The sequence below is a fragment of the Shewanella sp. 6_MG-2023 genome (assembly GCF_030547195.1).
GTDB lineage: Bacteria > Pseudomonadota > Gammaproteobacteria > Enterobacterales > Shewanellaceae > Shewanella.
On the sequence record NZ_JAUOQU010000014.1, the window covers coordinates 48,264 to 72,264 of the forward strand.

Below are 24,001 nucleotides of genomic sequence, written 5' to 3' on the forward strand. Positions count from 1 at the left end.
TAACACTCAGCAGTTAACATCAATTGCCGAACATAATCGCTGTCAGTAAAAAATCGAGCGCTAACACTGCTAAACTCGCCTGAACCACAGTGGATGTGGTCGCTCGGCTAATGCCTTCGGGGTTGGGAATGACTTCATAACCACGATATAAAGATATCCAGGTTACCACTACGCCAAAAAGCACACTTTTGATTAAACAATTTACAATATCTTGGCGCCACTCAACCGATGCTTGCAGAATTGACCAAAAAGAGCCGCTATCAATGCCTTTCCATTCAACTCCCACTAAATGACCGCCGATAATGCCAACAAGACAAAACATCATCACTAATAATGGCAGGGTGATAACCCCCGCCCAAAAACGTGGCGCTATGATTTGGTGTAAAGGGTCAACCGCCATCATCTCTAAGCTTGATAACTGCTCGGTTGACTTCATTAAGCCAATTTCAGCGGTTAATGCCGAGCCTGCGCGCCCTGCAAAAAGTAATGCCGCAACCACAGGACCAAGCTCTCTTAATAAGCTCAATGCCACCATGGGCCCTAGGCTTTCGACCGTGCCAAAATCAGCCAGTACCGTATAAGCTTGTAATGCCAGCACCATACCGATGAACAGGCCAGAGACTATGATGATCACCATGGAGCGAACACCCAACACATAAACTTGCTTGGTGATTAAGCCAATATCTTTTTTAACATTCGGCCAACGGGCAATAGCGCCCCATAACATCAGCCCTGCTCGGCCTAGACCTGAAATAAAATCCAAAGCAAAGCGGCCAATATTACTGATAAAGTTAATCACGTCCACTTAACATCTCCTGTTGATAGTCTTCAGCTGGATAATGAAAAGCCACCGGCCCATCGGGTGCTCCATGAATAAATTGCTCAATTTGTGGATTGGTTGAAGCCCGTAATTCAGCAGGCGTGCCTGAAGCGATTACTTTTTTCTCGGCGATAACATAAACATAGTCGGCAATACTCAATACTGCATCCACATCGTGGGACACGACCACCGAAGTCAGCCTCAATGTTTCAGATAATTCGCCAATCAATTTCACCAGCACCGCCATCGAAATAGGATCTTGACCGGCGAAAGGCTCGTCATACAAAATCATTTCAGGCTCAAGTGCTATCGCCCGCGCCAATGCAACTCGGCGCTGCATGCCGCCGGATAACTCATTGGGCATCATCAGAGCGGCGCCCCGCAGCCCCACGGCTTGCAGCTTCATCAACACAATCTTACGAATAATAGTTTCAGCTAACCCTGAGTGCTCACGCAGCGCAAACGCCACATTATCAAACACATTCATATCGGTAAAAAGCGCCCCACTTTGAAACAACATACTCATGCGCTTTCGCTGCTCAAATAATTGTTGCCGCTTCAGTTGGTGAATGTTTTGCCCAGCAAAAAGCACCTCACCACTATCAGGGGTTAATTGACCGCCGATAAGTTTAAGTAAGGTGGTTTTACCTATGCCACTTGGCCCCATAATGGCGGTCACTTTGCCAGTTGGAATGCTGAGACTGATATCATCAAAGATAACCTTAGTCCCTCGGCTAAAGCCCATGTTCTTAACTTCTACAAGGGCTGACCTAGTGGGCTCTAAACTTGGAGTAGACATGTCTATAGAGGAAATAATAGCCTTCCTAGAGAACGAGATGTAGAGCTGAAGTGTACGAAATTGTGTAAGAACCTACAACAAATCAATCACCATGCGTTACAATCCCTAACAATTTTCGCAATAGCGACGATTTTTGTTAATATCTGACAAAAATATCGCCATAACTCAAATAATTGGAACAAGATGCTTTTTAATATCATGATGCTCATCGTCGGATTGGGCGCATTAGTTTGGAGCGCAGATCGCTTTGTTTACGGAGCTGCCGCCTTTGCTAGAAACTTAGGCCTGCCACCAATGTTAATCGGTTTAACCATTGTGGCCATGGGCAGCTCAGCGCCAGAAATGCTGGTTGCTGCCACCGCATCAATGGAAGGCATGAGCGATACTGCAATTGGTAACGTGCTCGGCTCAAACGTGGCTAACATCACCTTGATATTAGGGGTTACCGCATTGTTTGGGGCTATTTCAGTTCGCTCAGAAACCTTAAAGCGTGAAATTCCAATCATGATTGCGGCAACCGTATTAGCTGGCTACCTTATTCACGACGGCATGCTCACCCGTGTTGAAGGTGGGGTATTATTAATCGCATTTTTCGCCTTGATGGGCTATTTCATTTGGAGCGCGATGCGAAATAAGAAAAAAGATGTCCTAGCTGATGAGTCTGACGCAGAGATCCCTAAAAATGTACCCACATTACATGCTATTATCTGGATCATTGTTGGTATGGTGTTATTGCCACTCTCGGCAGACTGGATGGTGACAGGCGCGGTAGGCATTGCCAAGACATTTGGCTTGTCAGATCTGGTCATCGGCCTGACCATTATTGCCATTGGCACCAGTTTACCGGAACTAGCAGCATGCATCGCTGGCGTCCTAAAAAAAGAAGACGACCTCGCGATTGGTAATATTGTTGGCTCAAACATTTTTAATATTTTAGCAGTGCTGGCCATTCCAGGGCTGATTGCCCCAGGTGAAATCGACATAAATGCAAGCGGTCGAGATTTTTACATGGTACTAGCAACCAGCACCGCATTAGCAGTACTGGTATTATCGAGTGGCGCTAAAAAGCAGCTTACTCGCTGGCATGGAGCCCTTTTATTAATCGTCTTTATTGCGTACCAAGTTGTCTTATTTCAGTCACAATAATGGGGCATAAAGATGTGTGACTCACCAAAGCGTAACCCGAAATCGCTTTGGACAATAGAGAGATACATATGACAGAACAAACACAATTGCGCCAATGGGGTCGTCAAGTCATTGATATTGAAAAGGCAGCATTAGATAACCTTTATCAATATGTAGACTCAGACGAGTTTGGCCAAGCCTGTGAACTCATTTTAGAATGTAAAGGCAAAGTCATTGTCATGGGCATGGGCAAATCTGGCCACATTGGCAATAAGATTTCTGCCACACTCGCCAGCACAGGCACGCCTGCATTTTTTGTTCACCCTGGCGAAGCAAGCCATGGCGACTTAGGCGCTCTGGCAAAAAATGATATTATTTTAGCCATATCAAATTCTGGTGAAGCCAGTGAAATTCTCACCTTAATGCCCGTTATACAGCGCATGGGGGTCCCGGTAATCGCGATTACGGGTAAACCAGAATCCAATATGGCCAAGCTATCTAAACTGCATTTATGTATTGAAGTGCCTGAAGAGGCCTGCCCATTAGGGCTAGCACCAACATCAAGCACTACCGCAACCTTGGTGATGGGTGACGCCTTGGCCGTAGCATTATTGCAAGCGAAAGGCTTTACCCGTGATGATTTCGCCCTATCCCACCCTGGTGGATCTTTAGGTCGTAAACTATTACTTAAAGTCAGCGATGTAATGCACAAAGGCGCTGATATTCCACAGGTGAAAAGTGAGCTCTGCATTACTGAAACCCTATATGAGATCTCAAATAAAGGTTTAGGTATGACTGCAGTGATCGATAATGCAGACAAGCTAGTCGGGATCTTTACTGACGGTGATTTACGCCGCGTCATCGATGCTGAAGTGAACCTTCGTACTACCGCTATTGCCGATGTAATGACAACCAACTGCATTACCATCAGCCCAGGTATTTTAGCCGCGCAAGCATTACAGATTATGGAAGAAAAAAGTATTAACGGTTTAATTGTCGTAGACGAGAACCAACGCCCAGTCGGCGCACTTAACATGCTCGATATGGTTAAAGCTGGAGTCATTTAACATGTCATTACACGAAACACTGCACCAAGGTTTTTACGGCCCAATCTCTGATGATGTTTGGCAAAAAGCCAAAAAAATTAAGCTGCTTATTTGCGATGTCGATGGGGTATTTTCCGATGGCCGTATTTATTTAAGTAATGCAGGGGAAGAGTTAAAAGCATTTCATACCCGTGATGGTTATGGCATTCGCTCTATTTTAACCAGTAATATTCATGTTGCTGTGATAACCGGGCGTAAATCTGCCATTGTGGAAAATAGAATGACCGCTTTAGGTGTCACTCATATTTATCAAGGTGTTGATGATAAACTAGTCCCTTACCAAAGCCTGTTAGATACCTATGGCGTTAGCCCAGATGAAGTCGCCTATATTGGTGATGACATGGTTGACTTACCTGTGATGAAACAGGTTGGCCTTGCAGTTTGTGTGGCTGATGGCCATCCTTATGTTAAACAACATTGCCATATGACCACCACCATTAACGGCGGAAATGGCGCATTACGTGAACTCACCGATTTGCTATTACTTAGCCAAGATAAGTTTGAAAATGCCCACGGAATGAGTATATGAGCCGAGTGACCTTCGCTATTATCGGATTTTTTGGCGCAGCCTTAGTCCTTTATTGGCAAGTACAAATTAAACGTAGTCAGATGGAGGCAAGTAAATTGCCTGCCCCTGCTCGCCCTGATTTTATCGCCAATGACTTACGCACCACTGAATTTAATGAGCAAGGTTTAGTGCAAAGCCGAGTCTCAGCGAAATACATGGAGCACTTTCAGCAAAGTAATGAAACCATGTTTACTGAGCCTGTCTACCTTATTTATCCTGAAAATGGTGAAGCCGAATGGCAATTAAGCGCAGATTTAGGCAAGCTGAATAATGAAACAGGCAAAGTAGTTTTAGAAAATAATGTTATTATTGATGCAATAAACATCGACGAGCCATTACAATCTTTGACAACCACCATGTTGGCACTCGATATGAACACCATGATTTTGACCTCAGATAGACAAATTTTTGTTACTGGGTCAGATTTTAATATACAAGGTTTAGGCCTGTATGCTGATTTAAATGCTCAAGAACTTGAACTTTTAAGTCAAGTAGAAGGAACGTATGAAGCAAAGTAAACTTTTGATTGCCTCACTACTCAGTGTAGTCAGTATTGCCAGCGCCTATGCAAAAGAAGGCGATTTACAGCAAGAGCTTAAAGTCGCAGCTGTGAGCCAAAAAGCTGACATAAAAAACAATCAGGTCATCTTCTATGGCCCAGTTAATGTGACTCAAGGGTCGATTAACATTAATGCCGACGAATTACGCGCATTTGGCACCGAAAGCGGCACCCAAAAAACCATGGTTGCCACAGGTAACCCTGCGACATTTTCCCAAGAGTTAGATGATGGCCGTATTGGTACTGCCAGTGCCGATGAAATTAAATATGAGCTTGCCACTAGCATTTTAACCTTAACGGGTAATGCTAAATTGGACCAAGCTGGCAGCCAGGTTACTGGTAACCTAATTAGCTACAACATTGAAAAGCAGCAGTTAATTGCTGAAAGCACCGGTACTGGTGAAGATCGGGTTATCACTATTTTTCAACCAGAAAGTCACCCAGACTTGATTGATTCTGAAAAGAAAAAAGATGAGCAACCACATTTACCAGACAGCGCTAAACCCGGTGATGACACGCCACCAGCTATAATTGAAAACAACAATTTATCTGCTGTAGAGGCTGTGAACTCAACTGAAACACCCGAAGTAACTGAATCACTTAACGCTGAGGCGCAGGCGACATTGTCAGCCCCAGCAGCTGAGCAAAATGACTAATGACCCAAATTACGTTAACCGCTGAAAATCTCGCTAAGAGTTATAAAAGTCGCCAGGTAGTAAAAGATGTCAGCCTGACGGTAAAAACCGGCCAAATTGTTGGCTTACTTGGCCCTAATGGTGCGGGTAAAACCACCACCTTTTATATGGTCGTAGGCCTAGTCAAAAGTGATAAGGGCCGCATTCTGATCGATGAAGATGATTTAACCGCAGATCCAATGCATTTGCGCGCCCGAAAAGGCATTGGCTACTTACCTCAAGAAGCCAGTATTTTTCGTAAGCTCACAGTACACGATAATATAATGGCAGTGCTTCAAACTCGCAAAAGCTTATCAAATGAGCAGCGCATTGAAGAACTGGAACATTTATTAGAAGAATTTAACATAACTCATATCCGTGATAGCCAAGGTATGGCGTTATCGGGAGGCGAGCGTCGCCGAGTTGAAATTGCACGCGCATTAGCGGCAAATCCTAAGTTTATTTTATTAGATGAACCTTTTGCAGGGGTAGATCCTATCTCAGTAATCGACATCAAGAAAATTATTCAACAACTTAAAAGCCGTGGTTTAGGGGTGCTAATTACCGACCATAATGTCCGTGAAACACTTGATGTGTGTGAGCGAGCATATATTGTGAGTCACGGAAACTTGATTGCTGAAGGAACACCTGCTGAGATCTTAGTCAATCAGCAAGTTAGGTCGGTATACTTAGGTGAACAATTCAAGCTATAGTTAGCACTATTCAGTTTTTAGTATGGCATTCGCGGCCAACAACAAACCTTAATCTAGTCTATTTTTCTAGGATCATAAACTAGCGCCCACACTGTTCGTCGCGATGATGTAATTCAATTAGGGACAAGCGGTACATGAAAGCCTCACTCCAACTCAAAATGGGTCAACACTTAACCATGACCCCACAGTTGCAACAAGCGATTCGCTTATTGCAACTTTCCTCATTGGAGCTACAGCAAGAAATTCAACAAGCACTTGATTCAAACCCGCTATTAGAGCTTGAAGACGAATTCACTAAAGCCAAAGAGCCCGTAAAAGAAAACGCCCTGCAAACTGACACCGATTTTAGTGATAATAGCCAAGTCACCATAGAAAAAGACACCTCAACGGTTGATACCACTGAATCGCTCACTAAAGATTCTATGCCTGAAGAACTCCCTATGGATACCACATGGGATGAGGTGTATACCGCCTCGCCGACTTCTGGCTCTGGCGCAGTATCGAGCGGTAATGATATGCCGTTTCAAGGCGAAACCAGTGAAGGCTTGTATGAGCATCTTGAATGGCAAAAAAACCTCACTCCCTTTTCTGAAAATGACTTAGTGATTGCAACCGCCATTATTGATGCCATTGATGAGCGCGGTTACCTCACCCAGAGCGTTGAAGACATTTTGCAATCCTTAGGCACTGACGATATCGAACTCGATGAAGTTGAAGCTGTACTTAAACGGGTACAACACTTCGATCCCGTCGGCATTGCAGCGCGAGATTTAAGTGAGTGTCTATTAATTCAATTAGGCCAATACCCTAATGAAATTCCTTGCATAGATAATGTTAAGTTACTGATTAAAGATCATCTTGATTTAATCGCCGGTCGTGACTTTAGGTTACTGATGCGTAAAACCAAGCTTAAAGAAGATGATTTACGTGAAGCCATTGAATTTATTCAAACGCTCAATCCACGTCCAGGCTTGCAAATTACCCCCATTAAAGATGAGTACGTCATTCCTGATGTTACTGTACTTAAAAAGAATGGTCGCTGGGTGGTCGAGCTAAATCCCGATAACATGCCTAAAATTGGCGTTAATCAGCAATATGCAGCTATGGCCAAAGGCGGTTCAAGCCAAGCTGACAGCCAATTTATTCGTGGTCATTTACAAGAAGCTAAATGGTTTATCAAAAGCATCGATAGCCGTAATGAAACCTTACTAAAAGTGGCTAACTGTATCGTACAATTTCAGCAAGGTTTCTTTGAGTTCGGTGAAGAAGCCATGAAGCCGATGGTGCTCAATGATATTGCTGAAGCGGTTGAAATGCACGAGTCGACCATTTCACGGGTCACGACCCAAAAATACATGCATACCCCCCGTGGACTTTTTGAACTAAAATATTTTTTCTCAAGCCATGTAAGTACCGATGATGGTGGAGAATGCTCTTCTACAGCAATTCGCGCATTTATTAAAAAGCTCGTAGCTGCAGAAAACCCGAAAAAGCCTCTTAGTGATAGTAAAATGGCGACACTATTGGCTGAACAAGGGATTAACGTTGCTCGACGTACGATAGCCAAATATCGAGAGGCAATGCTCATCCCTCCCTCAAACCAACGCAAAAGCTTATAACTTTTGTTATTGGAGGATGACCTATGCAAATTAACCTGACTGGAAACCATATTGAAATAACTCAATCTTTACGGGAATACGTGCAAACAAAATTTTCAAAGCTTGAACGACACTTCGAACAGATCAATAATGTTCACGTTGTGCTCGATGTTCAAAAGCTACAACAGATTGCCGAAGCCAAACTGCACCTAAAAGGCGGTGAAGTGTTTGCTGTATCGCGTAACGCTGATATGTATGTGGCAATAGACGCCCTGATAGATAAGCTAGACCGTCAGGTAATTAAACATAAAGAGAAACTCACTAAGCATTAACGATGGAACTTCGTACCATCCTGCAGCCGGCGTGCACTACCTGTGCCACTCCGGGCAGTAAGAAAAAGGTACTGGAATTAATCAGCAATTTAATGGCTGCCCAGTACCCAACCCTTTCTTCACAGGCTATTTTTGAAAGTCTAATAGCGCGTGAAAAAATGGGCAGTACAGGTATAGGAAATGGCATAGCAATTCCACATGGGCGCTTAGATAATATCGAAGAACCCATTGCTATTTTAATCAAATGCGAAGAGCCAATCGCCTTTGATGCCATAGACAAGCAACCTGTAGATATTTTATTTGCGCTTCTTGTACCTGCAGATCAGTGCCAGCAACACCTAAGCACATTATCTAGCATGGCAGAGAAACTCAGTGATAAATTGATACTTAAACGACTTCGAAAGAGTCATGACGCTACAGAACTTTATCAGGTTATTACTGCATGAAACTTGTCATCGTATCGGGACGTTCAGGTTCAGGAAAATCAGTCGCACTGAGAGTGCTTGAAGATTTAGGTTATTACTGTGTTGATAACCTGCCACTGCCACTGATTGGCAGCCTGCTTGAACAGCTTAAAGATAGTAACGAGCTTGTCGCCATTAGCGTCGATGTGCGTAATATCGAAGAGCAAGGCAAAGTACTCAAAGAGCAAATTGCTTTACTGTCTGACGATACCAGCATTACCAGTTTCTTTTTAAACGCCAACGATAAAGTGTTACTGAAGCGTTTTAGTGAGACCCGCCGATTACACCCACTGTCTAAGAATCAAATTTCGTTACAAGAAGCCATTAAGCTTGAGGGGCGGTTACTCGAACCCATAGCCAAAATGGTTGATCACTATATCGACACCTCGCAAACTAATATCTACGAATTGAGCGATCATGTTCGGCAAATCTTGCTAGGCAGTGTTGATAAAGAATTAGTGGTACATTTTGAGTCATTTGGCTTTAAGCATGGCATGCCGGCTGAAGCAGACTTTATGTTTGATGTGCGCTTTTTACCGAATCCGCACTGGGAGCTTGAGTTAAGGCCCTACACAGGCCTAGATGCGCCCGTGCAAGAGTTCTTAGAGCGACAGCCTTTGGTGAATAAGTTTATCTGGCAAATTGAAAACCTTTTTGACACTTGGATGCCACATTTAGAGCGTAATAACCGCAGCTACCTGACCATTGCCATTGGTTGTACTGGCGGTCAGCACCGTTCGGTTTATATTGCCGATCAGCTCGCTAAACGTTTCAACAACTCTAAGCACAAAGTCAGCGCCCGCCATAGAGAGCTTGGCATTGAATAAGCTAACCACATCGCCAGCCAAAACGGTGGCCTATTCAAAGCAAATTACCATCAGTAACAAGCTAGGCTTGCATGCGCGAGCGGCGACTAAATTGGCAATTTTAGCTACCGAGTTTGACGCAACTATCACCCTTATCCAAGGTGAGAAACAAGCCAGTGCTGCCAGTGTATTGGGGTTATTAATGTTAGAAAGTGGCATTGGTAAAATCATTACTGTTGAAGCTCAAGGCCGTGATGCAGAAAAAGCCCTTGAGGCCGTATGCAAGTTAATCAACGATAAATTTGACGAAGAAAGCTAACCGCCTGCGCCCAGTAACATCTCCAAGGAAACACAGCGACTCACCTTTACCATTATTTTATTAGCTATACTCAACACACCACCAAGCAGTATTAGCGTATTTATGAATTGCGCATCAAGCCATCAGATATTAGAAATTTCTTCATTCTTTCCGGTGAGTTAAGTTAACATTTCATCATCGTCTTTTCAGGAGTAGCCAATGGGTATTGAAGTCATCGACAGCGAACTGACCGAACAACGTCTTAATCAGCTTACACAAGCATTAGGTAGCGGTATGTTTGTTCATGTCAGAAATATGCTTCATGACATGGCCGCCTCCGATGTCGCATTAATTCTTGAATCATCACCGCCGAAAACTCGTCAAGTGTTATGGCAACTGATTGATCATGAGCAAGCGGGTGAAATCCTAGAAGAACTCGGTGAAGAGTTAAAAGATTCACTCATCAGCGCTATGACCCCAGAAAAAGTAGCCCAAGCCACCTCTGGGATGGATACCGATGACTTGGCTTACATCTTAAGAAGTTTGCCAGATGCTGTTTATAAAAAAGTACTGCAATCCATGAGCAGTCAAGACCGCCATCGCGTCGAACAAGCACTGTCATACCCTGATGACACCGCTGGCAGTATCATGAATACAGATACGGTCACTTTGCGTCCTGACGTTAATATTGATGTGGTATTACGCTATTTGCGCCAGCGCGGCAACTTACCCGATACCACAGATACCTTATATGTGGTTGATCGCAACGATCATGTGCTTGGTGGGGTGCGCCTTGCCGATCTACTCACCTGTGATCCTAATTCAACCATTCGCAGCATCATGGATCCTGAATTAGAAAGCATCCCTGTGGACATGCCTGATAATGAAGTGGCGCAATTATTTGAACGCCATGACTGGATTTCGGCCCCAGTGGTAGATGAAGCACAAAAATTATTAGGCCGTATTACCATTGATGATGTGGTCGATGTTATTCGTGAAGACGCCGAACACTCAATGATGGGGATGGCGGGTATGGATGACGATGAAGATACCTTTGGCCCCGTAATGAAAAGCACCTTCAGACGCTCGCTATGGCTTACCATTAACTTGTTTGCCGCCTTACTTGCTGCATCAGTAAGTAATATGTTTGAAGGCACGTTAGAGCAATTTGCCACCATCGCGATTTTAATGACTATTGTCCCTAGTATGGGCGGTGTGGCAGGCAATCAAACCTTAGCTCTGGTTATTCGTGGTATAGCCTTGGGTCATATTGGCCAAAGTAACTCCCGTTGGCTTATCGGTAAAGAATTAGCCATTGGTTTTCTTAATGGCCTCATGTGGTCGGTACTGGTCTTCTTTGCAGTGTGGCTATGGAAAGGTGATATGGCACTGGGCGGTCTCATTGGCGGCGCGATGCTCATTAACATGACCGTTGCCGGACTAGCGGGGGCCAGTATTCCGCTCATACTTAAAAAACTCAATATCGATCCGGCATTGGCTGGCGGTATGGTACTAACCACAGTCACCGATGTGATTGGCTTATTCGCCTTTTTAGGCTTAGCGACCATTTTCTTAATGTAGCGCCGTAAAACCCCCTCTCTCATCAGCATAAAAAGCGGCATTTATTGCCGCTTTTTTGTGCCTTAAAACCATAGAGTTTTAATGGTTACTTTTGTTTACCAATTAAAACCAATTCGCACCAAAATAGTACTTTTGCACCAAGATGTTTCACGCCCACTTTTTAGAGCTAACACTTTAAAAAAATAAGTCACTGTAATAAAAGGGTAAAATATTTATTTCATAATTGGCACAAGTATTCCATTGAGTTACGTATCACTAAAGAGGTAGCTTTTAATTTGACCAATTTAGTGGAGAAATTTAAGCCTTATAAATTTGAATATCAGCAGGAGTCGATGATGAAATTATTACACACATGTTTGAATCTTTGTCGTAATCAGTGCCACTTTTATAAGCATGTAGGCTGTAGCCTATGGGAAGTAGAATAGTCTTATCGTTAAGCCGACGAAGTTAATCGCTTTTAAATGCTTGGAGCTAATATGTCAGCACAAACAAAGTTTTATCCCGAGAGCTTTCAGCAGCAAGTGATCGCTGAAGTGAAGCAACATAATCGATTAATTTCTGATGTTGCTAAGCAATACTGCATCTCAGCAAAAACGGTTTACCAATGGGTTAAAAATAAAGAAACCGCGATGACATCAAAAACTAATGCCGAGGGCGTGACCACTCGCAAGCGTACACAAGCTAAACAGAAAAGCGCTTTAGTGTCAGAGATAGCTCACTTACAACTTAAGTTATCTCAGCTGAATCAGCAGCTGTTATCGATTAATAGCAATTAGTGGGGATTAACACAGTTCCGACAAACTTGATTGAATTAAACGCTGCCCCCATCGGCAATTAATTAGCGACAAATCTATTGTAAAATATAGAGCTGTTCACCCTCAGGTTTGTCAATTTTATTACATAAAAAGCTGATATAAAGCAGCTATGTAAGCTAAAAACCTGCAACAGGGACTAACAATAATAATAGGTCGCAGGAATGCCAAAAGGCAGTGTAAGGCCGGTGCTAATGAAAGGATGTCATTGGTGCCCGTGAATACGAAACGAATTGATTTTATAACGATTCCGGTAGGTTTGATTCGATAAGCGCACCACCCCAAGTGCACTTATTAAGAAGCTAATATTCCGACGATAAAGGCTTTTAAACAATCAAGCTTGTCAATTTTATTCAAGCTCAGTGACTGCATTCCCCCCATGATTGCAGTATCACTGAATTGAAACCTGCAACAAGGCTAACAATAATTATAAGTCGCAGGTATGCCTACAGGCAGGTAAACCACCCTAAAGTAAGGATGTCACTAGGGTGATTGGAGATAGATTCAGGCAGATTTGATGTGTTGCTAACTGTTCCCCAGCAGTGAGCAATAGAGGTTTTATTAGGGCTTAAGCGCCCAAGGTAATACTTCTATCAACATGGCTAATTTATCCGTTTCAACAAGGTGACAGCACTCTCCCCCATGCTTGCATGGTCACTGAATTGAATACCTGCAACAAGGAATAATAACAATAATATGTCGTAGGCAAGCAACAGCGTAACCCTGATGAATGGAAGTCATAAGGGGAAATATTAAAAAGCATAAACTAGGAGATGTATTACGAGTATTAACTAATTTAACAACCAATAGCTTTGATTTGATTGATGGTCGTCCCCAGCGACTATTGATTATGAAAACATTCTATACCCCTTACTTCATGGAATTGCTTTCTACTATCAAACCTATTGAGTCCGTTGACGACTATTTGGACATGAGCAACTGCTTCTCTCCCCAGTTTTCGTAGTGAGCGAATGAATAAGTTTTCATCAACAACAGTTTTAATGCCGATACATTTTGTCGGTAGACAATGCACAAAAAGCCCTGATGGAAGGATCCATCAGGGCTTTTTTATCTTTAAACGTTATAAACGTTCTCAGCCTATGTAGAAACAGCGCCACTCAATTAGTCTTTTTCTGCGGCTAATCTCATATAGCGTTGTGATGACCAGTCAAAGTAATACTCTTGCCCTTGCCACTGATAAATTGTTCTGCCGTCTCTTTGGATAGCGCGGGCATTTTCAGGTAGCTGGGTTAAGCCACTGGCGTATTCAATACTGGTGGTGGATCGTTTCGGTGGAGACACCACTTGATGTTGCTGCGGTTGCACATAGTTTCTGCGGTAATGGCGATCATAGTAATCATAGCGATAGGGCGTTTGCCAGCCGTTATTCCAGCCCCAGCCATTATTCCATCGATTTCCCCACCGATTATAATAAGGGTAACGCCAACCGTTATTCCACCCCACACCGACGCCCCAGCGCACTGATGAACCTGAATGACGTGAATGACGTGAATGACCATGATGACGATCGGATGTAAGATATCGCAGTTGCGGCAAGCCATCAAAAGCTTGCATGCTAGCTGAAATCTTGTGGAGACTCGCGTCTTGAGCATTAGCCCCTTGGGCATTAGTGCTTATGCCAAGCATTAAACTCAAGCCTACAGTTACTGAGATATACCCTTTTAAGCTCATCAGATATAAAGCCGTAAAGCAGGTCTTTGGCAGTGTCTGTTGTGCTTCTTTGTTCATCTCACGCCCCCTTTGTACCTAAGCAGCATTTTCTACAGCAGCTAATATAGGGCAATTAAATGGCAATTACCCTATAAACAAGTCTAGCTCAAAACAACCTATAACCAATAACCATCGCTTAACCCTATTTTAGAAAAATGCTCATAGATACCGGCGCTATCTGGTTAATAAAAATCAACGACCAACAAATAAACATCGCTTAACCCTATTTTAGAAAAATGCTCATAGATACCGGCGCTATCTGGTTAATTCAAATCAACACCTAACCCATAATCATCGCTTAACCCAGTTTTATAAAAATGCTGATAGATACGCGGGCAATAGCTATGAGCAGGTTAATTAAAATCAACGACCAACAAATAAACATCGCTTAACCCTATTTTAGAAAAATGCTCATAGATACCGGCGCTATCTGGTTAATTCAAATCAACATCTAACCCATAATCATCGCTTAACCCAGTTTTATAAAAATGCTGATAGATACGCGGGCAATAGCTATGAGCAGGTTAATTAAAATCAACGACCAACAAATAAACATCGCTTAACCCTATTTTAGAAAAATGCTATAGTGCGCCCCAAAGAGCGATTAACAATAGAGTGAATAAGCCATGAGTTTTAAGGATTTACGTAGCTTCATTGATCACCTTGAAGCTAATGGTGAACTAAAGCGGATTAGTTATGCTGTTGATCCCAATCTAGAAATGACTGAAATTGCCGATCGCGTCTTGCGCTCTGGCGGCCCTGCGTTGTTATTTGAAAACCCAACCAATAACGACATGCCAGTTTTAGTGAATTTATTTGGCACTCCAAAACGTGTTGCTATGGCGTTAGGTAAAGACGACCCACTGGCTTTGCGTGAAGTGGGTGAATTGCTAGCTTTTTTAAAAGAACCTGAGCCGCCAAGTGGCTTTAAAGACGCTATTGCCAAAATACCTAAGTTCAAACAAGCGTTAAACATGCCGCCAAAAACCGTGCGCAACCCACCTTGTCAGGAAGTGGTATTAACTGGTGACGAGGTGGATTTAACCAAATTACCGGTACAACATTGCTGGCCTGGCGATGTGGCGCCTCTAGTGACTTGGGGATTAACCATTACTAAAGGTCCGCGCCAAAAAAGACAAAACTTAGGGATTTATCGCCAGCAGTTATTAGGTAAAAACAAACTGATTATGCGCTGGCTTGATCACCGCGGCGGCGCATTAGACTTTAAAGATTTCAAAGAAAAACACCCAGGTGAGCGCTACCCTGTGGTGGTGGCATTAGGCGCCGATCCAGTCACTATTTTAGGCGCGGTAACCCCTGTGCCAGACTCAATGAGCGAATATGCTTTTGCCGGTTTACTGCGTGGTGAACGCACCGAAGTGTGCAAAGCCATCAGTTGCGACTTAGAAGTCCCAGCCACCAGTGAAATCATTTTAGAAGGCTATATTGACCCTGAAGAAATGGCTGAAGAAGGCCCTTATGGCGATCACACTGGTTACTATAACGAAACAGACAAGTTTCCAGTTTTTACCGTCACCCATATGACCCAGCGTAAAGATGCGATTTATCACAGCACCTACACAGGTCGTCCACCGGATGAGCCTGCCATGTTAGGTGTGGCGTTAAACGAAGTCTTTGTGCCGATTTTACGTAAGCAATATCCTGAAATTATCGACTTTTACTTGCCGCCTGAAGGTTGCTCGTATCGCATGGCAGTAATTTCAATTCGGAAGCAATATGCCGGTCATGCTAAACGGGTAATGATGGGCGCTTGGTCGTTCTTGCGACAGTTTATGTACACCAAATTCATCATCATCGTTGATGAAGACGTCAATTGCCGCGATTGGCAAGATGTGATTTGGGCGATTACCACCCGTATGGACCCAACAAGAGATACCGTAATGGTGGATAATACGCCGATTGATTACCTTGATTTTGCCTCGCCTATCGCCGGTTTAGGTTCAAAAATGGGCTTAGATGCGACCAATAAATGGCCAGGTGAAACTGACAGAGAATGGGGCACGCCAATTGTGATGGACCCAGCAGTCAAAGATAAAGTGGATCAAATCTGGGACGAATTAGGTATTGATGATAGCCCAACGCTATAATGCCCAGCTAAAGAGTTAACCCTCTACCCTACAAATAAAATAAAAACACCCTTCAAAGAAAGGGCTACCAAGGATGTTAGATGAACACCATTCGCTGTAAAGTTGAAAAGATCACCCCATTTAATGATGCTGTTTTTCAGGTCATACTTAAACCAGAAGTCCCTTTTGACTTCAAAGCAGGGCAATACTTATCCATCGTTATGGGAGAAAAAGACAAACGTCCTTTTTCTATCGCCTCTGCGCCTAACGCTGATTTAATTGAGCTGCACATTGGCGCCGCGGTATCAGAAAGCTACCCAATGCAAGTGGTTGAGCGCCTAAAAAACAACGAGTTTATTGATATTGAAGCCCCTGCTGGCGAGGCTTTTTTTCGTCAAGACAGCCAACGCCCTCGCATCATGATTGCTGGCGGCACGGGGTTTTCATACATTAAGAGTATTATTGAGCAGCAAATTGCTAGCGGCCATACAATAAAAACACAGTTTTACTGGGGTTGTCGTAACGAGCAAGCCATGTACTACCAAGACATTGCCCGCCAATGGCATGCAAACCATGAATGGTTAGAGTTTATTCCCGTTGTTGAAGAAGCGACAGCTAACTGGAATGGTAAACAAGCCAACTTGCTTGAGCAAATAAACCAAGATCATATCAGCTTAGTGGGTTACGACATTTATATTGCTGGCCGTTTCGATATGGTTGGCGCCGCCCGTGAAGTCTTTCGCGGTATGGGCGTAGAAGAAGCTCACCTTTATGGTGATGCCTTCGCATTTATCAAATAAGCCTAATTGATTTACCCATTAAAAAGCCGACTATTTTAGTCGGCTTTTTGTTTACCCCCATTATTTCTTCGCACTAAAACTCAATTATTCAGTACGCTAAACTAATGGCTAGAATTGTACTTTCTCATATTTAGACCAAGCTACAAGTCCATCCATAAAAGGGAATATCCATACAGCGGTATTCTCAGTGGAATGCACTCTAAAGAAAATCAATTCGGTTTCTTGAATATCCATTCGACGAATTTCACGGTAAAAGCGCATTGCCGACGGGGTAACGAAGTCTGGCTTTATAAACTCTTTTTGAGCTATTTTGCTATAGAAAACGTCAACCTCATAATCGCCAATGGTTTGTTCATATTGATTAAACGTACCACGGGTTTTCCATTTAATTGGCGTCGTACTGCAATCTTCGTCAGTGATGCAGATCGTGGTATAGATTTGGCCACTCTTTTCACCGTCATAGACAAGTGAGAGACTAAAATCACCACGGATAAGCTTCTCACCTGCTGCGGGAAAATACACGTCAGCATGGTAATGATGCTCGATAATATTGCCAACGCTATCTTTTGGGATCAGCACTCGATTAAATCGAATACGTTCTTCCATTTTTTTAGTTAACGGTACAAATTCACGCATATTCAAGCCAGCAGGCTCTGGAGATAGCGCATTGATATTGATAATCCCAACACCATCACAATCATCTAATGAATAACCAGGACAAGCAGCAAATGAATAATTGTTGCCATTGGTCAATGCAAAAGCACTAAAGCCCTTTAATCCTTGGACAAAGTTACTTTCAGGCGCAATATGTTTCTGCCACTTAGATTTATGCAGTTGATCAGTATCGTTTTTGTATAATAAAGTTGCGCTTTCTTCTAAGCCACCAATATTAATCTCAACTTGCTTGTCACTGCTCCAAAATGCGGTATTTTTAAGGACTTTATGGTACTCACATTGATACCAAGCAAGAATGATTAATCCAATAACAAATAACGCACCAGCAATTTTCACCATCACACTGACATCTAAAAAAGCAGCTCTAATCGTACCGGAGTCAGTTAAAGAAACCATTTTCACATGGCTGCGTTCATCAATATGAAGCTGGTAGCCACGTCTTGCGACAGCTTTTAAATGAATCTCAGAGAAAGGTTCTAATTTACGGCGTAATGTACTAATACACTGCGTTAATGAAGTAGGCGCAACCACCCTATCAGGCCATCCTTCCGCCAATAGGTGCTCTTTTGTCCAGATTTCTTCGCTATTATCTAATAATTTAATTAATACTGCATTTTCAGAAAAAGTCAGACTGGTTTTCTCATCATTAAGATGATTAATCAGCTGCTTGGCTGAAGTATCGAGTGTTAAATATGAAGTGATTTTTAGCACTGCCTGCACCTAAAGTTTTACTATTGAGTCAATTGAAATCACATGAATCATAATTCATATCTTATCAAAAATATGTGATTACCGACTCAGTCTTAAAATATTTTAAAACCAGATAATACAGACACTTATATAGATATACCTCAAAATATATTTTTGTTAATTACTGCTATTAACATTGTGAATGAATAACCATTTCATTCTCTAAAATTAAGCATTGCAGTTAAAATATTTTCCGATGAAATAAACTTTGTGAAATCAACATCATTACCCCAACCCATATTGTTAATGCGATATACAAGTTAGACAGAGGAAATTGAACTAACGACGATAAACTACTGCTAGTATCCTGTTGAGGGGCAGCAACTAACATCAGAGCGCGGAAAATGTCACTTGGATTAAGCAATATCATTACCTGTAAAAGTTGACTAGAAAGCTCCACAGTTTCCGCTACCATAAGTGTGAGTAAAATAAGGTCGTAAACCAATACAACCGCTACCCAAATAAACAATAAAATAGCAATGGCTTTAGCTTTTTCAGCCACCTGCAAACTCACCACATAACCCACTAATACAAAGCACATACTCAGTAAAATACTGCTAAACACTAAATGACAGAACAACGGCAACAATAATGACAATTCAGTGCCAGTAAACACATGAATAAGTGCAGCTGTTAATCCAAAAGAAAATACAATAGTGCAAGCTAGCACAGTGATATGGCCAACAAACTTACCTAATAATATCTGACTGCGGCTTAAAGGGTATGACAATAGCAACAGCAAGGTACCAGACTCTTCTTCACCAATAAAACTGTCATAACTCAACAAAATAGCCGTTAATGGTAAAATAAATACTCCAATGGAACTTAGACTGGCCATTAACATTGGCAGCTCTGGAACAGCTAACTCACCCGTGACAACTGAACCTGAAAATGAAATTATTAAGGATAAACTAGTTAATATCAGACCGATAAACACAACCCAACGATTACGAAAGTTGTCTTTAATTTCTTTACTGGCGATGGTTAAAATAGGTGTAAACATCATAATTCCTCAAGCAACGTTTTGCTGACGGTTATTCATGCAGTGATGATAAATATCACTTAAACCAGGTTCTTCAATAGAGAAGTTATAAACGCCACAATGCTGCGTGAGATACTGCATGACTCTTGGCTTATCTACCTGATGAATCAATAATTGATTATTCACAGCCAATGTATTTAAAAACTCATCCTCTGCTATCGCTTGATTAATTTCCTCTCCTTTAAACAACACTTTTAAGTCTGTTAATTGGCGCAACGTCTCTACACAGCCAGAGGCTAATTCCATGCCGTTAGCCATAATAAAAGCACGATCAATATTATCTTCAACAACTGCCAACTCATGGGTACACACTACAATGGCGCAACCTTGGCGTTTGAGTTCATCAATCTTTTGATACATAAACAGTGAGGCCTGTGGATCAAGTCCAACTGTAGGTTCATCAAGTAATAAAATATCAGGAGATGACAATATTGCTTGGGCAAAACCTAGACGCTGCTTCATGCCTTTTGAATAGCTTTTAACCGGATTATCTTGCGCATGCTCAAGGCCAAACTCTTCGAGTACTTGTAGAACTTTTGATTTATCAATCCGCTTTAACGCGGCAAAATAATTCAACACCTCTTTGCCGGTGAGCTTTTCATATAAACTGATATTTTCAGGTAGGTAACCTAGATTGATCTGACGGCGATCTTTCTCATGAGTCACCGTTTTACCCATCATGGTAATTTGGCCCGATGTGGGTTTTACTATGCCTAACAGCATTTTTATCAGGCTAGATTTACCTGCACCATTATGCCCCAGCAATGCTAACGTTTCCCCCGCATGTACCTGTAAACTGATATTGCCTACGGCAGTAAATTCACCGTACTGTTTAATGAGGTTCTGAACCTGAATAACTGAATTTCTTGGCATAAAAACCTACTTATTTAACGAATGCTCAGAAGGCTGAATTGTTGAAACTATGTTTGAATTTACATATGAATAATCTGCTAGTTCAGCGGCATAACCAATATTGGAATTTGCAGTCGGACTCATCATTGGAAAACTATCCATCACACCTGCTTCCGGCATAATTTGAAATTGCTGCTGAGTCCAGCGCAGCAAAGAAGCCACAGGACTTTTCAATAAAAAATGCGCTTCAGGATAAAGCCAATACAAACGATCTAAATGATCGCTTGGCTGATAAGCTTGCTCGCTAAACCCATCACCTGTTCGATCCCAACCGATAAAACCGCTCCAATAATTCCCTTGTTCTTTATGACTCCATTCAACAATCGTATCGCCGACATACTTCACATGAGCTTGATTATTAATAAACTGGTTACGATATATTTGATTGCCTTCGCCGCCCATCGCCATATAAATACCAATTTCGCTATTAGCAAATTCATTGTTATAAACACGGTTATCACGGGCGCCATAAATGAACATGCTTTTACCTTCATCGCCCGTTGGCATTTTAGGGTTTGCATTAACGATATTATTCACATGATTGGCTTGAACGTCTGAGTCATTGGTCATGTTTAGCAACACACCAAATATCGCAGCACCATTAACTTGATTATGATGTAGATTAATCCGCTTAGAGTTCATTAATGCGTAACCACCATCGACTTTTGTGGCTGCATTATTAAAGGCTTCGTCATCTTCGGTATACATGTAATGAATACCGTATTGCTGCTTAGAAAATTGATTATTGGTGACTAAACTGTGTTTACCTGATTCTAGATACACGCCATCTCTTACATCTTTAATTACATTGCCATTGATAACAGCATGATCCACACGTTTTAGATAAATACCATCGCCTCTATCCAATACAAAGCGTTCAGCATCGCCGCTAATCAGGTTGTGAGAAATTTCAATATGATGGCTATTATCGGCGCGAATGCCAAAGCCATCGCCAGTGAGTACATTGTCAGCGATCACAATGTTTGTCATGCCATCATTAATCAATATGCCTGCATTCAGTTCATATTGATCGTCTCCCCAATTGAGAATGTTTAATTGCTTAATATTGACGTCATTACTGGCAATCGTGATGGCGCTACCTTGACCTTGAGCATCAATAATTGACCTGGGATGACCGATTAATGTGAGGGGCTTATTAATAATCGCATTACCAAGATAGGTTTGATTACTCAAAGCAATGCGGTCATGAGCACTCGCGTCGTCAATAATCTCTTGCAATAAAACAGATTTGACTAGTGGATTAACATTTATTTCCATTGAATCAGCAAGCGTAATAGGTGCAGTAAATACACCAATAATCCACCACCAAATCAATACAAATTTACCCATGGAGTTTCTCACTTTCATCTAACCAATTATCTGAATTTGCTTAGCTAATGACTTTTAATAAATTAAAAACATTAATACTTTACCAAGCTAGCACCTTTGTTTTTATAGGCTTAATGATGGCTCATATTCTCGCCTAATAATTCAATGGTAATGTCGTCAAACTTCAATACAGCCCCACCAAACTCACGGGCAAAATCTTGCGCTGCTTGTTCAGTACTAAATGAGGCTACAGCTGGGCCCATCACCGCTTGTCGACTGGTGCCATAAACATATGTCGCTGTTTTACCGTCAATAAAGAATTCATCTTTGGGATTATCCCAGTCTGTTTTGGCCATATCATGCACCCAAACTTGGTTCACCTGACGGGTATTTTCTGGCTGTAACAAAAAGCTGAACATGTCTCGTGTTGAGCAAAATGATGGGGCATTAGCGACATTATTCAGCTTTAATTGGCCTTTAGGCCCAGGATATTTGGTGATTATCATGCCGCACATATGACAGCGATCATGCTCATGAATTTGGTGAGCATGACGGTCAACTTCAGCCACTATGTTTTCGGGAGTACAAGCAAATAAAAATGGCACCAATAATAAAGATAGTATTTTTTTCATATCAATTTCCAACTGAAACACTGGGTAAATCATTCATATTAAAAAGAATCACCCTCAAAAATAACTAAAGGAAGTCATGTGGCTTGAGGGTGATTCAGGCAAACGTTAAATTGCGTATGTTTGTCCTGCATACAGGATAAACATGCGTAAACACATCATGCCGCTAATGGCACAAAATCCTGATAAGTAAAATGCTTTAGCTGAATGGCTAAAGGTTTTACCTGTGGCGAAGTTAAGCAAGATAGGCCCTAAGAACCCAACACCTACAACACCAATCCAGAATAGATTTGCCCATACACCAGCTGTAAATGCTTCAAAAGCTGATTGCGCACCAGCATTACCCGTTGCAAGCGACATTGCGATCATGCAGATAAACAAAATTTCAGCAATCATGATTGGCCATTCAGCCCCATGAAGGATTTTAAGTTCACTGCTGTGCATGTCTTCTTTGAACAAGAATACCGACAACATTTTTGATGCAGCCGCACCTGCTGAGACACCTGACGCTATAAATAGCGCTGGTAAAACTGCAGTATTAATCAGTGGGAAGCGGATTAACGCTGAAATCAAGAAACCGGTATAAGCACATACAGATGCCGCTAAAATTAATGCTGTCACTTCACAAGGTTTGCGAACTGGTTTAAGCATATTAATAATAGGTAGCAAGAAGCTTAATGCTGGAATCGATTTGATTTCATCTTCAAAGGCATAAAGACACAACACTGCCGTAAGTGGGATGTACACACATAAAGCGATAACCCCTACTGACATCACAGATGTGAAGTTGTAGAACACCAAGATACGCCAGAAGAACAATGGGTTGGTTAAGTCTAAAACCAGACATAACATACCCAGTGCAATCGTCACAAACGAGATTAAGCTGGCAGCTTTATACAGTGGGGTAGTTTCAGTTTGGCCTTTAAAAAAGCGAATTGCTAAAGCAACCACTAAAGAACCGCCTGAAATACCGGCTAAGAAAAGGTAAACAGCAATTGGCCAAGGCCATGCAACCCCTTCAGATAGCCCCATGGTAAACTCCATTGAACCGTCCATCTTATACCCCCAACTTAACAACTGGAATGTAACGAAGGCTTGGTTCAGTACCAAATTGAGGCTTCATACGCACAGAGTCTTTCACCGCTAATAATTTATTAACGTATGAGGTTGGATCGTTAGCATCACCAAAGATCAACGCATCATATTTACACTGTTGTACACAAGCTGGTAACTCACCTTTTGATAATTTGCTGTTTAAACAGAAATCGCAATTATCAGCCACATCAGTTTCTTCATTAATAAAACGTGCATTGTATGGGCAGGCGCCAATACAGTATTTACAACCTGCACATTTACTTGCGTCCATGGTGACGATCCCTGTTTTAGGATCTTTATGTGCCGCACCTGTAGGACATACACTGACACATGGCGCGTTTTTACATTGCTGACAAGAAACACGAACAAACTTACGTTCGCAGTTACACTCTTCTTTGCCACAATGTGGACATGCTTGCCCTTCAACACCGCCAGATTGATGTTCCATCAACATTCTTGATTTGCCGTCAGGTAAGTTATTTGCGACATTACATGCCTCTTTACACTCACCACAACCGACACATTTATTTTGATCAAACACCATAACGTAATGAGGTTTGTTAGCATCTTCGTTGTCATCTTTAACTGAAGTACAGCCCATAGGGCCCAGAATTAAAGAAGCAGCTCCAATACCTTTTAGAAACCTCCGTCTTTCTATATTTTCACTCACAACATCCTCCCTAGTGCAGCTATCGC

25 protein-coding genes are annotated in these 24,001 nt (G+C 42.2%); 15 read left to right on the top strand and 10 right to left on the bottom strand.

Annotated elements, in window-relative coordinates; translation table 11 throughout:
- Positions 1–19: 19 nt before the first annotated feature.
- Both mlaE and Q4533_RS10055 read right to left on the bottom strand, forming a co-directional pair.
- Positions 20–805, bottom strand: coding sequence for a lipid asymmetry maintenance ABC transporter permease subunit MlaE (mlaE, locus tag Q4533_RS10050; RefSeq protein ID WP_102440105.1), 786 nt, complete (start codon positions 803–805; stop codon positions 20–22).
- On the bottom strand, positions 792–1,619 hold the full coding sequence (locus tag Q4533_RS10055) for an ATP-binding cassette domain-containing protein (RefSeq protein WP_102440104.1): 828 nt from the start codon (positions 1,617–1,619) through the stop codon (positions 792–794). Before Q4533_RS10055 ends, mlaE begins: the two co-directional genes overlap by 14 nt.
- A 183-nt stretch (positions 1,620–1,802) precedes the next feature.
- Here Q4533_RS10055 and Q4533_RS10060 point away from each other — a divergent pair, with 183 nt between their 5' ends.
- The 13 genes from Q4533_RS10060 to Q4533_RS10120 all read left to right on the top strand — a co-directional run bounded on the left by Q4533_RS10060 (position 1,803) and on the right by Q4533_RS10120 (position 12,219).
- Entirely contained in the window at positions 1,803–2,765 is a 963-nt protein-coding gene (locus Q4533_RS10060; protein WP_102440103.1) for a calcium/sodium antiporter, read from the top strand.
- Positions 2,766–2,833: 68 nt separating this feature from the next.
- Positions 2,834–3,811, top strand: a complete 978-nt coding sequence (locus Q4533_RS10065; RefSeq protein ID WP_076539174.1) for a KpsF/GutQ family sugar-phosphate isomerase — start codon at positions 2,834–2,836, stop codon at positions 3,809–3,811.
- A gap of 1 nt (position 3,812) precedes the next feature.
- On the top strand, positions 3,813–4,379 hold the full coding sequence (gene kdsC, locus Q4533_RS10070) for a 3-deoxy-manno-octulosonate-8-phosphatase KdsC (protein ID WP_076539176.1): 567 nt from the start codon (positions 3,813–3,815) through the stop codon (positions 4,377–4,379).
- Positions 4,376–4,936, top strand: coding sequence for an LPS export ABC transporter periplasmic protein LptC (gene lptC / locus Q4533_RS10075; RefSeq protein ID WP_102440101.1), 561 nt, complete (start codon positions 4,376–4,378; stop codon positions 4,934–4,936). Before kdsC ends, lptC begins: the two co-directional genes overlap by 4 nt.
- Positions 4,923–5,633 (top strand): lipopolysaccharide transport periplasmic protein LptA, encoded by a 711-nt coding sequence (gene lptA, locus Q4533_RS10080; protein ID WP_102440100.1) that lies wholly within the window; start codon positions 4,923–4,925, stop codon positions 5,631–5,633. Before lptC ends, lptA begins: the two co-directional genes overlap by 14 nt.
- Positions 5,633–6,364, top strand: a complete 732-nt coding sequence (lptB, locus tag Q4533_RS10085; protein WP_076539182.1) for an LPS export ABC transporter ATP-binding protein — start codon at positions 5,633–5,635, stop codon at positions 6,362–6,364. Before lptA ends, lptB begins: the two co-directional genes overlap by 1 nt.
- Before the next feature lie 134 nt (positions 6,365–6,498).
- Entirely contained in the window at positions 6,499–7,983 is a 1,485-nt protein-coding gene (locus Q4533_RS10090; protein ID WP_102440099.1) for an RNA polymerase factor sigma-54, read from the top strand.
- Positions 7,984–8,006: 23 nt separating this feature from the next.
- Positions 8,007–8,294 carry a ribosome hibernation promoting factor gene (gene hpf, locus Q4533_RS10095; protein WP_076539186.1) on the top strand — a complete coding sequence of 96 codons (288 nt, stop codon included), beginning with the start codon at positions 8,007–8,009 and terminating at the stop codon, positions 8,292–8,294.
- A gap of 2 nt (positions 8,295–8,296) precedes the next feature.
- Positions 8,297–8,740, top strand: a complete 444-nt coding sequence (ptsN, locus tag Q4533_RS10100; protein ID WP_102440098.1) for a PTS IIA-like nitrogen regulatory protein PtsN — start codon at positions 8,297–8,299, stop codon at positions 8,738–8,740.
- Positions 8,737–9,585 carry an RNase adapter RapZ gene (gene rapZ / locus Q4533_RS10105; RefSeq protein WP_102475893.1) on the top strand — a complete coding sequence of 283 codons (849 nt, stop codon included), beginning with the start codon at positions 8,737–8,739 and terminating at the stop codon, positions 9,583–9,585. The genes ptsN and rapZ overlap by 4 nt, the downstream gene beginning before the upstream one ends.
- Positions 9,586–9,610: 25 nt before the next feature.
- The gene (locus Q4533_RS10110) at positions 9,611–9,883 is read left to right on the top strand and encodes an HPr family phosphocarrier protein (RefSeq protein ID WP_102440123.1); all 273 of its coding nucleotides are present in this window, start codon (positions 9,611–9,613) and stop codon (positions 9,881–9,883) included.
- A gap of 198 nt (positions 9,884–10,081) precedes the next feature.
- A complete protein-coding gene (mgtE, locus tag Q4533_RS10115) occupies positions 10,082–11,443 on the top strand; it encodes a magnesium transporter (RefSeq protein ID WP_102440096.1) in 1,362 nt (453 codons plus the stop codon).
- 476 nt (positions 11,444–11,919) lie between these two features.
- Positions 11,920–12,219, top strand: a complete 300-nt coding sequence (locus tag Q4533_RS10120) for a transposase (RefSeq protein ID WP_102440095.1) — start codon at positions 11,920–11,922, stop codon at positions 12,217–12,219.
- A 1,158-nt stretch (positions 12,220–13,377) separates the two neighbouring features.
- Here Q4533_RS10120 and Q4533_RS10125 read toward each other — a convergent pair.
- Positions 13,378–14,004 (bottom strand): hypothetical protein, encoded by a 627-nt coding sequence (locus tag Q4533_RS10125; protein WP_303502685.1) that lies wholly within the window; start codon positions 14,002–14,004, stop codon positions 13,378–13,380.
- Positions 14,005–14,612: 608 nt separating this feature from the next.
- On the opposite strand from Q4533_RS10125, the gene ubiD reads away from it, so the two are divergent.
- Together ubiD and fre are read left to right on the top strand one after the other, a co-directional pair.
- Positions 14,613–16,094 (top strand): 4-hydroxy-3-polyprenylbenzoate decarboxylase, encoded by a 1,482-nt coding sequence (ubiD, locus tag Q4533_RS10130; RefSeq protein ID WP_102440093.1) that lies wholly within the window; start codon positions 14,613–14,615, stop codon positions 16,092–16,094.
- An 80-nt stretch (positions 16,095–16,174) separates the two neighbouring features.
- Entirely contained in the window at positions 16,175–16,873 is a 699-nt protein-coding gene (fre, locus tag Q4533_RS10135; protein WP_102475889.1) for an NAD(P)H-flavin reductase, read from the top strand.
- 108 nt (positions 16,874–16,981) lie between these two features.
- Here the strand turns inward: fre and Q4533_RS10140 are convergent, their stop codons facing one another.
- The 7 genes from Q4533_RS10140 to Q4533_RS10170 all read right to left on the bottom strand — a co-directional run bounded on the left by Q4533_RS10140 (position 16,982) and on the right by Q4533_RS10170 (position 23,975).
- Complete coding sequence (locus Q4533_RS10140; RefSeq protein ID WP_102475888.1) at positions 16,982–18,259, bottom strand: winged helix-turn-helix domain-containing protein; 1,278 nt, start codon at positions 18,257–18,259, stop codon at positions 16,982–16,984.
- 220 nt (positions 18,260–18,479) lie between these two features.
- On the bottom strand, positions 18,480–19,304 hold the full coding sequence (locus Q4533_RS10145) for an ABC transporter permease (RefSeq protein WP_102440250.1): 825 nt from the start codon (positions 19,302–19,304) through the stop codon (positions 18,480–18,482).
- 6 nt (positions 19,305–19,310) lie between these two features.
- Positions 19,311–20,213, bottom strand: coding sequence for an ABC transporter ATP-binding protein (locus tag Q4533_RS10150; RefSeq protein WP_102440249.1), 903 nt, complete (start codon positions 20,211–20,213; stop codon positions 19,311–19,313).
- A 6-nt stretch (positions 20,214–20,219) separates the two neighbouring features.
- The gene (gene nosD / locus Q4533_RS10155) at positions 20,220–21,602 is read right to left on the bottom strand and encodes a nitrous oxide reductase family maturation protein NosD (protein ID WP_303502686.1); all 1,383 of its coding nucleotides are present in this window, start codon (positions 21,600–21,602) and stop codon (positions 20,220–20,222) included.
- A 110-nt stretch (positions 21,603–21,712) separates the two neighbouring features.
- Positions 21,713–22,213, bottom strand: coding sequence for a nitrous oxide reductase accessory protein NosL (locus Q4533_RS10160; protein WP_303502687.1), 501 nt, complete (start codon positions 22,211–22,213; stop codon positions 21,713–21,715).
- A 105-nt stretch (positions 22,214–22,318) separates the two neighbouring features.
- Complete coding sequence (nrfD, locus tag Q4533_RS10165) at positions 22,319–23,266, bottom strand: NrfD/PsrC family molybdoenzyme membrane anchor subunit (protein ID WP_303502688.1); 948 nt, start codon at positions 23,264–23,266, stop codon at positions 22,319–22,321.
- A 1-nt stretch (position 23,267) separates the two neighbouring features.
- Complete coding sequence (locus Q4533_RS10170; RefSeq protein ID WP_102475886.1) at positions 23,268–23,975, bottom strand: 4Fe-4S dicluster domain-containing protein; 708 nt, start codon at positions 23,973–23,975, stop codon at positions 23,268–23,270.
- Between the last annotated feature and the right edge of the window lie 26 nt (positions 23,976–24,001).

Coding starts and splice junctions, on each gene's coding strand:
- lptB (WP_076539182.1), top strand. CDS start 5,633: ATGACCCAAATTACGTTAACCGCTGAAAATCTCGCTAAGAGTTATAAA.
- mgtE (WP_102440096.1), top strand. CDS start 10,082: ATGGGTATTGAAGTCATCGACAGCGAACTGACCGAACAACGTCTTAAT.
- Q4533_RS10065 (WP_076539174.1), top strand. CDS start 2,834: ATGACAGAACAAACACAATTGCGCCAATGGGGTCGTCAAGTCATTGAT.
- fre (WP_102475889.1), top strand. CDS start 16,175: ATGAACACCATTCGCTGTAAAGTTGAAAAGATCACCCCATTTAATGAT.
- rapZ (WP_102475893.1), top strand. CDS start 8,737: ATGAAACTTGTCATCGTATCGGGACGTTCAGGTTCAGGAAAATCAGTC.
- Q4533_RS10145 (WP_102440250.1), bottom strand. CDS start 19,304: ATGATGTTTACACCTATTTTAACCATCGCCAGTAAAGAAATTAAAGAC.
- nosD (WP_303502686.1), bottom strand. CDS start 21,602: ATGGGTAAATTTGTATTGATTTGGTGGTGGATTATTGGTGTATTTACT.
- Q4533_RS10125 (WP_303502685.1), bottom strand. CDS start 14,004: ATGAACAAAGAAGCACAACAGACACTGCCAAAGACCTGCTTTACGGCT.
- Q4533_RS10120 (WP_102440095.1), top strand. CDS start 11,920: ATGTCAGCACAAACAAAGTTTTATCCCGAGAGCTTTCAGCAGCAAGTG.
- ubiD (WP_102440093.1), top strand. CDS start 14,613: ATGAGTTTTAAGGATTTACGTAGCTTCATTGATCACCTTGAAGCTAAT.
- Q4533_RS10160 (WP_303502687.1), bottom strand. CDS start 22,213: ATGAAAAAAATACTATCTTTATTATTGGTGCCATTTTTATTTGCTTGT.
- kdsC (WP_076539176.1), top strand. CDS start 3,813: ATGTCATTACACGAAACACTGCACCAAGGTTTTTACGGCCCAATCTCT.
- lptC (WP_102440101.1), top strand. CDS start 4,376: ATGAGCCGAGTGACCTTCGCTATTATCGGATTTTTTGGCGCAGCCTTA.
- nrfD (WP_303502688.1), bottom strand. CDS start 23,266: ATGGACGGTTCAATGGAGTTTACCATGGGGCTATCTGAAGGGGTTGCA.
- Q4533_RS10150 (WP_102440249.1), bottom strand. CDS start 20,213: ATGCCAAGAAATTCAGTTATTCAGGTTCAGAACCTCATTAAACAGTAC.
- hpf (WP_076539186.1), top strand. CDS start 8,007: ATGCAAATTAACCTGACTGGAAACCATATTGAAATAACTCAATCTTTA.
- Q4533_RS10060 (WP_102440103.1), top strand. CDS start 1,803: ATGCTTTTTAATATCATGATGCTCATCGTCGGATTGGGCGCATTAGTT.
- Q4533_RS10055 (WP_102440104.1), bottom strand. CDS start 1,619: ATGTCTACTCCAAGTTTAGAGCCCACTAGGTCAGCCCTTGTAGAAGTT.
- Q4533_RS10090 (WP_102440099.1), top strand. CDS start 6,499: ATGAAAGCCTCACTCCAACTCAAAATGGGTCAACACTTAACCATGACC.
- ptsN (WP_102440098.1), top strand. CDS start 8,297: ATGGAACTTCGTACCATCCTGCAGCCGGCGTGCACTACCTGTGCCACT.
- lptA (WP_102440100.1), top strand. CDS start 4,923: ATGAAGCAAAGTAAACTTTTGATTGCCTCACTACTCAGTGTAGTCAGT.